Annotated in this window: 12 protein-coding genes (1 of these 12 cut by a window edge); 10 read left to right on the top strand and 2 right to left on the bottom strand. The window is 40.4% G+C overall.

Going from position 1 to position 12848, the window contains the following annotated elements; genetic code table 11:
- The 10 genes from J4861_RS10340 to priA form a co-directional block, all read left to right on the top strand.
- On the top strand, positions 1-245 hold the final stretch of the coding sequence (locus J4861_RS10340; RefSeq protein WP_211816762.1) for a hypothetical protein. The gene continues 364 nt to the left of window position 1, outside the view; 245 of the gene's 609 nt are visible here — the last part of the coding sequence; its start codon lies off the left edge, out of view; the stop codon is at positions 243-245.
- 36 nt (positions 246-281) lie between these two features.
- Positions 282-854, top strand: coding sequence for a cob(I)yrinic acid a,c-diamide adenosyltransferase (locus J4861_RS10335; protein ID WP_211816761.1), 573 nt, complete (start codon positions 282-284; stop codon positions 852-854).
- Between the two features lie 53 nt (positions 855-907).
- A complete protein-coding gene (locus J4861_RS10330) occupies positions 908-1129 on the top strand; it encodes a DUF2795 domain-containing protein (protein WP_004337463.1) in 222 nt (73 codons plus the stop codon).
- A gap of 595 nt (positions 1130-1724) precedes the next feature.
- Positions 1725-2663 (top strand): PorP/SprF family type IX secretion system membrane protein, encoded by a 939-nt coding sequence (locus J4861_RS10325; protein ID WP_211816760.1) that lies wholly within the window; start codon positions 1725-1727, stop codon positions 2661-2663.
- Positions 2664-2672: 9 nt separating this feature from the next.
- Entirely contained in the window at positions 2673-4154 is a 1482-nt protein-coding gene (gene porK, locus J4861_RS10320) for a T9SS ring complex lipoprotein PorK/GldK (protein ID WP_211816759.1), read from the top strand.
- A complete protein-coding gene (gene porL, locus J4861_RS10315; protein ID WP_211816758.1) occupies positions 4155-4952 on the top strand; it encodes a type IX secretion system motor protein PorL/GldL in 798 nt (265 codons plus the stop codon).
- A 64-nt stretch (positions 4953-5016) separates the two neighbouring features.
- Positions 5017-6606, top strand: a complete 1590-nt coding sequence (gene porM / locus J4861_RS10310) for a type IX secretion system motor protein PorM/GldM (RefSeq protein ID WP_211816757.1) — start codon at positions 5017-5019, stop codon at positions 6604-6606.
- A 118-nt stretch (positions 6607-6724) separates the two neighbouring features.
- Entirely contained in the window at positions 6725-7768 is a 1044-nt protein-coding gene (gene porN, locus J4861_RS10305) for a type IX secretion system ring subunit PorN/GldN (protein ID WP_211816756.1), read from the top strand.
- Between the two features lie 852 nt (positions 7769-8620).
- Complete coding sequence (locus tag J4861_RS10300; RefSeq protein ID WP_211816755.1) at positions 8621-9250, top strand: porin family protein; 630 nt, start codon at positions 8621-8623, stop codon at positions 9248-9250.
- 222 nt (positions 9251-9472) lie between these two features.
- A complete protein-coding gene (priA, locus tag J4861_RS10295; protein ID WP_211816754.1) occupies positions 9473-11779 on the top strand; it encodes a replication restart helicase PriA in 2307 nt (768 codons plus the stop codon).
- Positions 11780-12053: 274 nt separating this feature from the next.
- Here the strand turns inward: priA and J4861_RS10290 are convergent, their stop codons facing one another.
- Both J4861_RS10290 and J4861_RS10285 read right to left on the bottom strand, forming a co-directional pair.
- On the bottom strand, positions 12054-12557 hold the full coding sequence (locus J4861_RS10290) for a hypothetical protein (RefSeq protein ID WP_249110832.1): 504 nt from the start codon (positions 12555-12557) through the stop codon (positions 12054-12056).
- A 42-nt stretch (positions 12558-12599) separates the two neighbouring features.
- Positions 12600-12803: a hypothetical protein gene (locus J4861_RS10285; RefSeq protein WP_120173649.1), complete on the bottom strand. Its 204-nt coding sequence runs from the start codon at positions 12801-12803 to the stop codon at positions 12600-12602.
- Between the last annotated feature and the right edge of the window lie 45 nt (positions 12804-12848).

Below are 12848 nucleotides of genomic sequence, written 5' to 3'. Positions count from 1 at the left end.
AGTATAGTATGGTGCGTGTACCTCTTGTTGCAAACTATCGTATGGTTGTTGATAAGGTATTGGACCATTTACCTTCATCAAGTGTGTTGATCATAGAGAATATCAAGCGAGATAAAGAAGCTCAGAAATACTGGTCAGAGCTTATATCAGATTCGCGCACAGGTGTTAGCTTTGATTTATATTATTGTGGCGTACTGTTTCTGAAAAATGATATGGTAAAGCAGTCATATATAGTAAATTTTTGAAAACACAAGGTTAAACTTTAGATATGTAATACTATTATGAAGATATATACGAAGACAGGTGACAAGGGTATGACCTCCTTATGTGATGGTAGTCGCTTATCGAAAGATGATATGCGTATAGAAGCATATGGAACATTAGACGAATTAAATGCGAATATAGGTTTACTTATCTCGTTATTGCAGGCAGATACCTTAGAAGAAGGAGATACTTTTGTCAGCTTAATTGATTTTTTTGTGGAAATTCAAGAAGAACTCTTTGTAATTGGTGGGCAACTCGCCTGTGCAGAGATAAAGGAAGACGACCGTTTTTGCACACAAAAACTTATTAAGGAGATAGAAACAAATATCGATAAGCTCTCATCCCAACTCCCTGTACAGCATCATTTTGTTCTACCAGGAGGAACTCTACCAGCTGCTCAAAGTCATGTTTGTCGTACAATCTGTCGCCGTGCAGAACGTCGAATTGTAACACTATCCCATATCGCAATAGTTTCACCTGAAATCTTTAAGTTTGTCAACAGATTATCAGATTATTTCTTCATTTTGTCACGTTATTTGAATAATGATAGTAGTTTAAGTGAAAAAACATGGAAAAATACTTGCAGATAAGAAAATAAATGTTACTTTTGCACGCACTAAGAATCATGTAAAAAAATAAGAATATGTATTGGACACTTGAATTGGCCTCTAAGCTGGAAGATGCTCCATGGCCTGCAACAAAAGATGAGCTGATTGACTATGCAATGCGATCAGGTGCACCACTTGAGGTTCTTGAGAATCTTCAAGAAATTGAAGACGAAGGAGATGTCTATGATAGTATCGAGGATATTTGGCCTGACTATCCTTCAAAGGACGATTTCTTGTGGAATGAAGACGAATATTAAAGAATAAAAAAGAGGTTGTAACGTAGCGTTACAACCTCTTTTTTATTGTTGTTAGTGGGAAGCAAAAGCCCAAGTAATAGCCATACTAATATGTATATGAGTCTTTTATTGTATATATAGTATTTGTTATTGGCTTAACTTTTTATGTGCACAGACTCAGATAGAGATAAAACGATCGCTTTTGCTATTTGAAATTATATGACAAAACAATTATCTTTGTTGGTCGTTTTTTGTTGAAATACTATGGTTTTCTTTGTTCTTGCAACTATTTTATAGTCAGTTAGTTATAATCTTGGTTTGTAAGAGGTGCTTATTTGGACTTCAAAAGGGCGTTAGTTGGACTTCCAAAGGGCATCTTTTGCAAGCCAATTGGGCGTCTTTTCAAAGCTAAAAGAGCATCATTAAAAATCTGACACGTGAAATTTATTTACAATCATCACTTATGTATACATTCTTTCTCCTGACAAGTAAGGGGTAGAGTGGTAGAGGTGTGGCAGTCCTTTCTTATCAGAGCGTTTCCTTTCTGTATTCATACGCTCTTTAATATTTATACGTGTAGAAAGCAATAATTCAACCAGACATACGTTATAGAATCGTGTTTAAACGTTTAATACTCATATTTTCACTTGCTTGTCTGATAGGAAATTCTGTCAAGGCACAGTATGATCCGTCTTATAGTCACTACTGGGCGATGGAGTCGTCGTTTAATCCAGCCACAGTAGGAAAGGACAATAAGCTGAATGTTGTGGGTGCTTACGCCCTCGACTTTGCAGGCTACGAACACAACCCGAATACTTTCTACGTAGGAGCAGACATGCCTATCTATTTCATGAAGCAATATCATGGTGTGGGCGTTTCTATTTTGAATGATAAGTTAGGAGCCTTTGTTCATCAGCGTGTTGCAGGACAATACGCCTTTCGTAAGGACCTTTGGGGCGGAATGCTATCAGCAGGTGTTCAGGTGGGTATGCTTTTTGAAAAATTAGATGGCTCTAAGTTAGACCCAGAAGAGTCAAGCGACCCAGCTTTAGCACAAGGAGAAGTCAACGGTCACGGACTCGATTTGGGAGTTGGAGTTTATTATACGCATAAGAACTGGTATGTTGGCGCATCTGTTCAGCACCTTAATGCGCTCTTAGTAGATTTGGGAGAGACCAATGAATTACAGATAAATCGAACATATTATTTAACGGGTGGATACAATATTAAATTACGAAATCCGTTTCTTACTATAACGACTTCTGTCTTGGCACGGTATGATGGCGTAAACTATCGGGCTGATATCACCGCTCGATTAGTCTACACGCACGAGAAGAAAGTACTTTATGGAGGAGTCTCTTATAGTCCAACAAACTCAGTGACAGCCATGATTGGTGGAACATTCCACGGAATTAACTTGGGTTATAGCTATGAGATGTACACGGGTACAGCAGCTTTCAAGAATGGTAGTCATGGGCTGTTTGTCAGCTATCAAACCGATATAAACCTGCAGAAGAAAGGTAGGAACAAACATAAAAGCGTAAGATTTCTATAGAAAGATATAATGAAAATGAAGAAAAGTATAGTTGCCATTTGTCTTGGTGCACTCGTCTTGGGAACATTGACAGGCTGTTTTGCTGGTAAGTCAACCGCTTCGTCAGGTCGTGGCGGTGAGGTCACTGGCGTTGGTGGAGGTCGTGCCTTTCGCGAACCAGCACCTTACGGCATGACACTTGTCAAGCGTGGCTGGTTAAGAATGGGTTTGGAAAAGCAGGACTCCCTATGGGGTAAGAAGACACCTGTAAAGGACATCTCTGTTGATGGATTCTGGATGGATGAAACAGAGGTAACCAATTCCGAGTATAAGCAGTTTGTAGAGTGGGTTCGTGATTCTATTATCCGTACCCGTTTGGCAGACCCTGCATATGGTGGTGATGAAAGCTATATGATTACAGAAGATAAGAATGGCGATCCTGTCACACCACATTTGGATTGGAACAAGCGACTTCCTCGTAAGCCTAATGAGGATGAGCAGCGTGCTTTCGAGAGCCTTTATGTAACTAATCCAGTAACAGGTGAGAAGAGTATTGATGGCAGACAGTTGAACTATCGTTATGAGATTTACGATTACACATCAGCCGCTCTTCGTCGTAACCGTTTGAATCCACAGGAGCGTAATTTGAATACTGATATTACAGTCGACCCTAATGAGGTGGTGATGATATCAAAGGATACAGCTTATATCGATGAAAACGGCGTTATTCATAGCGAGACCATCAATCGTCCGTTGACAGGTCCTTGGGACTTCCTCAATACCTATATCGTTAATATCTATCCAGATACAACTTGTTGGGTGAATGACTTCCGCAACTCAGACAACGAGATTTATCTCCGTAATTACTTTAGTAATCCAACTTATAACAACTATCCTGTAGTAGGTGTAACATGGGAGCAGGCTAATGCTTTCTGTGCTTGGCGTACGGAGTATCTGCTTAAAGGCTTGGGAAAAGAGGCGCGCTATGTACAGCGTTATCGTCTTCCTACAGAGGCTGAGTGGGAGTTTGCGGCTCGTGGAAAGAATCAAGATGAGTTCCCTTGGGACAATCAAAACGTCAAGAATGGTAACGGTTGTTTCTATGCTAACTTTAAGCCAGACCGCGGAAACTACACCAAAGACGGTAATTTGATAACAAGTAAGGTTGGTATCTATGGCGCAAACTCTAATGGTCTCTATGATATGGCAGGTAATGTTGCCGAGTGGACAAGTACCATTTATACAGAGGCGGGTGTTGATGCGATGAATGACCTCAATCCACAGTTGGACTATAAAGCAGCCAAAGAAGACCCATATCGCTTGAAGAAGAAGAGTGTTCGTGGTGGTAGCTGGAAGGATCCAGAGAGCTATATCCGCAGTGCTTGGCGTACTTGGGAGTATCAGAACCAACCACGTAGCTACATCGGTTTCCGTTGTGTTCGTAGTCTTGCAAGTTCTTCAAGTGAGGCAGCAAAAGAGAATAAGAAAAGCAGTAAGAAAAAGAGAAGATAAATGACACAGTACAGTAAATACAATCTTATATACCATCTGCAGAAGTGGATGGATAGTGTTCCTGGACAAACGTTTCTAAACTATGGTTATAGTTGGGGTGCTTCAGTGGTTATTCTTGGAGCTTTGTTTAAGTTGACCCACTTGCCAGGAGCTAATATTATGCTTTACTTCGGTATGGGTACTGAGGTTATCGTGTTCTTCCTCTCGGCGTTCGACCGTCCATTTGATAAGACAGATGATGGTCGTGATCTCCCAACACATGTTACTGAGGAACTTCTTGATGACAACGAAAATACTGTTGAACACCCCGCAGTTGCACCACAGGCACAATATGCTGCTGCAGAGAATATTGCACAGAGTGTTCAAGAGGCAATGCCTTCAGCTAATGATATCGCTGCAGCTGTTGTTGGTCAGCAGAGTAAAGCTATCGCAGATGCACAACAGCAGACACCAGAGATGGTAGAAGCACAAACAAACTATGTTGCTGCATTGCAGAATCTGACAGAGATGTTGGGTAAAGTGAACGACCAGAGTCAGCGTTTGACACGTGATAGCGAAGAGATGGAGAACCTCAATCGTACTCTCACAGGTATTGCTAAGGTTTATGAGATGCAACTTAAGAGTGCCAGCCAGCAGATTGGTACAATCGATCAGATTAATGACCAGACCCGTAAGATGGCACAGCAGATAGAGCAACTCAATAGTATCTATGCTCGAATGATTGAGGCAATGACTGTTAATATGCGTGTGGCAGCACCTAATGTTGCCCCTCAGCAGTCTACCCCTGAAAGCTTGTAATGATGAAATATGGTAGGGAAGACGTCTGTTTTCAGCTGTCTTCCCACTACAAATAATAGAATTAATGGCTATTAAGAAGAGAAAGATTTCCCCACGCCAGAAGATGATTAACCTTATGTACGTCGTCCTCATGGCAATGTTGGCATTGAATATCTCTACCGAGGTACTCAATGGCTTCTCTGTTGTTGAAGAGAGCTTGAACCGTACGACGGGGAATTCATCTAAGGAAAATGAAGCTATCTTTGGCGAACTCGACCAAATGATGCGCAAGAATCCACAGAAGGTTAAGCAGTGGTTTATGATGGCATCTACGGTTAGAGAGATGAGTGATTCCCTCTATAACTATGCACAAGCGCTGAAAGTAGCCATCGTTCGTGAGGCTGACGGTGAGAAAGGTGACCCCTTAAACATCGAAGGAAAGGATAATATTGAGGCTGCCAGTTATATTATGTTGAACCCGGCTAATGGACAAGGGCATAAGCTTTACGAGGCTATCAATAGCTATCGAGCACGTATATTACAGTTTGTAACAGACCCACGACAGAAGAAGATTATTGCAAGTAACCTCTCTACGGAGGTGCCTCACCATTCAATGGGTAAGAACTGGGAAGAGTATATGTTCGAAAATATGCCTGTTGCGGCAGCGGTAACGCTTCTCTCTAAGTTACAAAGCGATGTTCGCTATGCAGAAGGTGAGGTGTTACACACCTTGGTGGCTAATGTTGGATTGAAAGATATACGCGTTAACAAGCTTCAGGCATTCGTTGTGCCAAGTCAGACACGCCTTTATCCAGGTGAGACAATGACTGCACAGATGTTTATGGGGGCTGTAGACTCTACACAACAGCCACAGGTATTTGTTAATGGACAACTTATTAAGGGCAACCAGATAACTGTGAAAGCAGGTGCACCTGGTAAGCATACTTTGAATGGATACATCCTTATCAAGGACTTAACAGGTAATGTGTTGTGTAGAAACTTCTCACAAGACTATTGGGTGACGGGTGGTCCACAGCCAAAAGAGTATATCAGTCCTCAAGGAATGCAGAAGGTGCCACCTTTTGATGGAATGGCTACTATTGCAGCAGACCTGATGAACGTACTCTATGCAGGCTTTGATAACCCAATCACCATTAGTATTCCTAATACTTCTCAGCATGATGTGCAAGCTACTATGTCAGGTGGATCGCTCGTAGCAAGGGGAGGTGGACATTTTATCGCACGTCCTTCAGCAGTTGGTCAGCCTGTAACTATCTCTGTATCCGCTAAGGGTCGTAAGATTGGAGACTACCAGTTCCGTGTGAGGAAATTGCCGGATCCATCGCCATATATCGCTATGGGTGCTGATAGATTTAATAGTGGAGCCCTCTCAAAGGCAGCACTTATGTCTGCACCAGGCATTCAGGCAGCTATTGATGATGGCTTACTCGATATTCCTTTCAGTGTAACCAGCTTCCGTGTTGTCTTCTTTGATAATATGGGTAACGCTGTACCGCTTGCAAGTAATGGTGCTTCCTTCTCTCCACAGCAGAAAGAACAGTTCCGACAGTTGAGCCGTAACAAGCGATTCTATATCACAAACGTTGTCGTTCATGGACCTGATGGTACCACTCGAACGCTTAATGGAAGAAATATGGAGGTAATTGTGAGGTGATAGTTAATGCGTAGACGAGCTTACGGGTTGACAAGTTGATAGATAGTCTTGATACTGTATCTACTCATAAAACACTATATCACAGCATCTCTTTTAGTAAAGAACAAACAAAATAATAATGAAAAAGATATTTCTCATAGTCTGCACAGCCTGCTTGGCACTCTCTGTAAGTGCGCAGCCTGCTGCACGTCGTAATCAACAACAGCGTCAGTCGCCTGCTAATACGATTACTACACGTGCGCAGATATCCTTCCCTACAACCGCTCCTATGGAGGAAGATGTTGTTTGGCGACGTGATATCTATCGTGAACTCAAACTTACCGAGGATGCTAATGCTGGATTATATTATCCTACTGAACCTGTAGGTTCGCAGATGAATCTCTTTACTTACATCTTCAAGTTGATGATGAATGGTCCTAATCGTGGGGGTATTGCAGCCTATAACTATCGTATGGACGGCAATGAGATATTTACGGATTCTGCTCGAGTTAAGCCTTTGCAGTTCCTTGATAACTATCATATCTTCTACGAACGCACCGATCATGGTATTCGCCTTGACAATAGTGATATCCCTTCAGGTGAGGTGAAAGGCTACTATCTAAAGGAGAGTGCCTATTATGATCAAGGAACAGCAACCTTTCATCGTAAGGTCGTAGCTCTTTGTCCGATTATGTATCGTGAAGATGATTTCGGAGATGGCGAAGTGAAATACCCGCTCTTCTGGGTGCGTTATGATGACTTGGCCCCATTCTTTGCTAAGCAGACCATCATGACCAGTAATCTGAATAATGCTGCAACGATGAGTGTAGACGATTATTTCACGATGAATCTCTATAAGGGAAAGATTTACAAGACAACTAATATGCTGGGTAAGACACTCGCACAATACTGTCCAAATGATTCTGCAATGGCTGCAGAACAGAAGAAGATAGAGCGTGAGTTGGTTGCTTTCGAGAAGACAATCTATGGCGATCCTGCTCGTCGAGATAGTCTTGATAGCCTTTCTGCGGCTAAGGAAGCTGAGAAAGCCCCACGAAAGATTGGACGTTCTCGTCGCACAAGTCCATCGATAAGTGGTGTTAGTCGCTCTCGTCGTTCATCTTCAAGTGGAAGTGCAGGAGTCTCTCCAGCGCGTGTAACAGTTCGCCGCGAGCGTCATTAATATTCTTTTTTACTCTTCAGAATTTTGGTGTAATAGTCTAAAGCTATTCTATAATAAGGCATACAGAGCAACTCTAAGTTTGTAACAAGAAACTTGGAGTTGCTCTGTTTTATTTTTCTTAAAGTTCTAAATGTAACAAGCAAAGCTTATCACTTAAATGACTGAAATCTTTTTTTTGTCCTAAATTTTCATATATTGATTTTTAAAAGACCATCAAATGGCTTGCATTTAACGCCCAATTGGCTTGCAAGAGATGCCCTTTTGGGTTCTTATTAACGCCCTTTTGAAGCCTTGTTAAGCACCTTTAAAAATCTATCTCTGCAACTATTTGATAACAAATGACTTACGTAGGTGCTAAAGCAACTCGCTTTTAAGTCATTTCTTTTCCTTTTTTTTGATTATTTTGTCAATATATTTCTTTATCTTTTGAAGCTAAATCTCACACGGAGGGAAGGAGGAAAGGGAGGTTTTGTTTTTAGATTTGTAGCTCAATAGAGACACCTCTGTGTATTATTTTAAGTTCTGTTTCTTCTGCTTCTTATGTAACTTACTATGTAATAGGCTTACATTATCGCTCCATCTTTTGGAAGAACCTAAATTTCCTTAAGGTTGGTTCTGTAGAAACTACGATGGAATCAGCCTTTAATGAGGGATAGATAAAACTTCATTAAAGGAATTTTATAGAACCAAACTTAATTAATTTTAAACGGACAATAATATCCTTACAGATTCAGTTAATATATAAAGGTACTCGGAAAGTTGTACTATTTCGAGTCTCTCTCAGATGTGTAAGCATACCAGCTTTGCATGATGAGGAGTGAATTTAGTTCTTTATTATTAACACTTATGGTCATGAAAAAAAATATTTCATTGGGTTTCTTAGTCCTATCATTTCTTATTTCTGTTCCAGTCCATGCTGATGAACCATTAAAGTTTGGTGTAAAGGCAGGACTGAATGTGAGTGATTTTTACTTTGATAGTGAAGTGTTTGATAAATCTAATCAGATAGGTTGGTTCTTTGGTCCTACTGTGAAGTTTACCTTACCAGTAGTAGGTTTAGGTATGGATGCTTCTGTTCTCTATGACTATCGTGCAGCCAAACTTGATTATGCTACTATGACGCAGACCGTAAAACAACAGCAGATAGCGATTCCTGTGAATGCTCGCTATTCTGTTGGATTAGGTAGTGTGGCAAGCATTTTCTTCTTTGGTGGTCCTCAGATTGCATTTAATATTGGTGAAAAGGAGTATCAGTGGAACATGAAGAGTACCTATGCATTGAAGAATAGTAACTTCAGTGTCAACCTTGGTTTCGGTGTAACGGCATTTAAAAATTTGCAAGTTAGTGCTAACTATAATATAGCTTGTGGTAAGACTGGGCATGCAACCTGGAAAACTGCTACTGATGCAGCGACGTCTGTCTTTAATAAGAAGGGTAGTCGTAATAACTCATGGCAAGTGGGTATAGCCTATTTCTTCTAAGAACAGAAGTTTAGTAATATATTAAAAAGTCCCATTTCATCGAGAATGTAATGGGACTTTTATGTGATAAAACATTATATTGATACCGTTTCTGTGAGAGAATAGTGTTATTGATGACTTCTATCATTGTGTATTTGTATCTTTCTTTGTAACTTTGTATTCAAACCAATGTCTGGCTTATAGTATTGTTTGTGTTGGTTGATAGGTAATAAAGAATTTGTAATGACTTACGCTAATATTATTCTCCCCCTTCCTCTTGAAGGCTATTTTACGTATGGTGTACCCGATGCATTGGCATCTCGGGTGACAGCTGGTGTACGTGTGTCTGTGCCTTTGGGAAAGAGTAAGATCTATGTGGGCATTGTTGCGGAATATCCTGTAAATATACCGAATCCATCGGAGAATGATGCTGCAGGCGGAAAGAAGATTACCTATAAGAATATCATAGATGTATTGGATAACACTCCTGTACTTCTCCCACAACAACTGAAACTTTGGCATTGGATATCCGATTACTATATGTCGCTAATTGGGGATGTCTATAAGGCTGCATTGCCATCGGGACTGAAAGAGGAATACGGTTATCGACCACGAACAGAACTTTATATCCGATTAGCTGACAACTTACGCCATGAAAGGACGCTCTCACTTATGATTGATTCTATGAAGCGTGCAGCGAAACAAGTGGAAGTTCTTATGGCTTATTTACAATTGGCTGGTGTCGATGAAATGGCGGAAATCACATCAGAAACAGTGCTGCGAGAGGTAACAAGGGAAGAGTTGATGAACGTTACTCATGCTTCAGTTGGTGTTATTCGTGCTTTACAGGATAGGAAAATATTGGTTACCTATGAGAAGGAGGTCGGTAGATTGAACAGTGGGAAACCATCACATCCAGAGAATATTAAACCTCTGAACGAAGCACAGACTGAGGCTTACAATCAGATTCTCTTGCAAATGATGTCTCATCGTGTGACACTACTACATGGAGTGACCTCTTCTGGAAAGACGGAAATATACATCCATCTCATTCAGAAAGCACTCAATGAACATAAGCAGGTGTTGTATCTCTTGCCTGAGATTGCTCTAACGGTTCAGATTACAGAGCGTTTGAAGGCTGTTTTTGGCGATCGATTGGGAATTTATCATAGTAAGTATAGCGATGCGGAGCGTGTGGAGATATGGCATAAGCAGTTGTCTAATTCGCCATACGATGTAATTTTAGGTGCAAGAAGTGCTATTTTTCTCCCATTTCATCGATTAGGTCTTGTTATTATAGATGAAGAACATGAGCAGAGTTTTAAGCAACAAGACCCTGCTCCTCGTTATCATGCTCGCTCAGCAGCAATTGTGTTGGCACAGATGTATCCTAATGCAAAGACACTTTTGGGAACAGCTACGCCCTCAATGGAAAGCTATTACAATGCAAAACAAGGCAAGTATGGACTTGTTGAGCTGACACGTCGTTATAAAGATATTCAACTTCCCGAAATAGAGATTGTTGATATAAAGGATCTTTATCGTCGAAAGATGATGACAGGTCCCTTCTCTCCGCGTCTTCTCTCTGCTGTCCGTGAGGCTTTAGGGCGTGGCGAACAAGCAATATTGTTCCAGAATCGACGTGGCTTTGCACCGATGGTGGAGTGTAGACAGTGCGGATGGGTTCCAAAGTGTCCAAACTGTGATGTTTCGTTGACGTATCATAAGAACATGAACTACCTCTCTTGCCACTATTGTGGTTATACGATGAAGGTGCCAGATGTTTGCCCTTGTTGTAAAAGTGAGGATATCCGTGGTCGTGGGTATGGAACGGAGAAGGTCGAAGATGAAATCCGTTATATCTTCCCTGAGGCTCGTATTGCGCGTATGGACCTTGATACAACCCGCACACGTAATGCTTATGAACGTTTGATTAATGACTTTTCTACGGGGAAGAGCAATCTTCTGATTGGTACGCAGATGATTTCAAAGGGTCTCGACTTTGATAAGGTTTCGGTCGTGGGAATCCTCAATGCAGACTCAATGTTGAATTATCCGGACTTTCGTGCATACGAGCAAGCGTTTATGATGATGAGTCAAGTGAGTGGACGAGCAGGCAGAAAGGGTAGGCAGGGTTTGGTAATTCTGCAGACAAAGAGTCCAGAGTTGCCTGTTATTCAGCAGGTGGTGCGTAATGATTATCAGTCATTTTATTCCGACTTACTTACCGAGAGGTTGGAATTTCATTATCCTCCATTCTATCGACTTGTCTATGTCTATTTGAAGCATAGGGATGAAAACACGGTAAATTCAGCAGGTTTGGAATTAGGAAGTAGGCTCCGTGAAATCTTCAGTGACCGTGTGTTAGGTCCTGACAAACCTGCTGTAGCTCGAGTGAAGACCTTAAACATTAGAAAGATTATGCTAAAGTTGGAGAATGGTATTGACTATTCTCGTGTTCGCCAGTATCTTCGTGGAGCCTTAGAAGCCATGTTGAAGGATAAGAGATATGGTGCTCTTCAAGTGTATTATGATGTTGATCCACTTTAGTATTAGTTACTTTTCTCTTTTCTAATGTCTTATTCCCCAAATTATTTTCATGAAGAAAAATATTTTTTATCATGAAAATAAATATTTCTTTTCATGAAAATAATTTCTTTTGTTCATGAAAATAAATGAATGGAGTTTGTTGTTAGGGTAGGATTGGAACTTATGTTAGTCCTTTCTAAAATGTTGTTTGACCACTTTTAAAGCATATTTTTCAAATACGATAAGGTGTGAAAAGCATCTTTTATCTCATGTATAAATCGGTTTAAGATAGATGTTAGTCAAAGTAGGGGTAAAGTTCTTTAAAGCCTTCAACGATGTCATTGATGAGGTTGGGATTATCTTTTAATTGCTGTTTACATATTATTAAATACGCACTCTTCATGAGGTTATAATGATGTTCAAACTCTTCTGAGTTAAAGTAGGTCTGCATATACCTACTGTATACTCGGAATCTTTTAGTTTCAAGTTCAGACTCCCCAATAGAGTTAGCACCAATAAAACCAAAAGAAGCTTTATCGTCTTTCCCAGAAACTTCTTTCATAATAGCCATACAAGTCTGTATACATTCTCTTGGCTCGTTAAGTCCCGTCAGGATATTATATTTCTTGTCACTATCTCTATGTGCTTTTAGATGGAACTTGACGGCATAAAAATGTTGTGAATAAACCTCTACCCACACCCAATAAGTCTGATGACTTTTATTAGACTTAAACGAATACAAAAGTTTATAAAGTAAAAAGCCTTGAGGTCCATCCCAAGGCTCATCTATTTTCTTCACAAATCTGTAAGGATAATAACTCAGGCTCATTTTTGTTGATGTTTAAGTATTGAGGTAAGCATCAATCTTCATTCTCTCGGCTTCCTCTTTTGGTACACGTACAAAACCATTCCCACTGAAGAGAACCTCTCTCTCTTCGGCAGATAAGTACCTTGCAATCCTTTGCAAGCTTTCTAATTTCTTTTTCTCTTGGTATGCTTGTTTACAAGCAATCCTTGAGGCAAGTGTTGATATTGTTGTTCCCATAAACTTATTCCTTTCTGCTGCAAATATATGAATATTAGTTGAAAA

The sequence above is a fragment of the Prevotella melaninogenica genome (genome assembly GCF_018127925.1).
GTDB classification, from domain to species: Bacteria; Bacteroidota; Bacteroidia; order Bacteroidales; family Bacteroidaceae; genus Prevotella; species Prevotella melaninogenica_C.
The sequence above is the reverse complement of the archived record's forward strand: the minus strand, read 5'-3'. Positions and strand labels throughout refer to the sequence as shown.

What these genes read in the sequence shown, in the direction of transcription:
- J4861_RS10300 (WP_211816755.1), top strand. Translation starts at nt 8,621, where the DNA reads ATGAAAAAAAATATTTCATTGGGTTTCTTAGTCCTATCATTTCTTATT.
- J4861_RS10330 (WP_004337463.1), top strand. Translation starts at nt 908, where the DNA reads ATGTATTGGACACTTGAATTGGCCTCTAAGCTGGAAGATGCTCCATGG.
- porK (WP_211816759.1), top strand. Translation starts at nt 2,673, where the DNA reads ATGAAAATGAAGAAAAGTATAGTTGCCATTTGTCTTGGTGCACTCGTC.
- porL (WP_211816758.1), top strand. Translation starts at nt 4,155, where the DNA reads ATGACACAGTACAGTAAATACAATCTTATATACCATCTGCAGAAGTGG.
- priA (WP_211816754.1), top strand. Translation starts at nt 9,473, where the DNA reads ATGACTTACGCTAATATTATTCTCCCCCTTCCTCTTGAAGGCTATTTT.
- porN (WP_211816756.1), top strand. Translation starts at nt 6,725, where the DNA reads ATGAAAAAGATATTTCTCATAGTCTGCACAGCCTGCTTGGCACTCTCT.
- porM (WP_211816757.1), top strand. Translation starts at nt 5,017, where the DNA reads ATGGCTATTAAGAAGAGAAAGATTTCCCCACGCCAGAAGATGATTAAC.
- J4861_RS10335 (WP_211816761.1), top strand. Translation starts at nt 282, where the DNA reads ATGAAGATATATACGAAGACAGGTGACAAGGGTATGACCTCCTTATGT.
- J4861_RS10285 (WP_120173649.1), bottom strand. Translation starts at nt 12,803, where the DNA reads ATGGGAACAACAATATCAACACTTGCCTCAAGGATTGCTTGTAAACAA.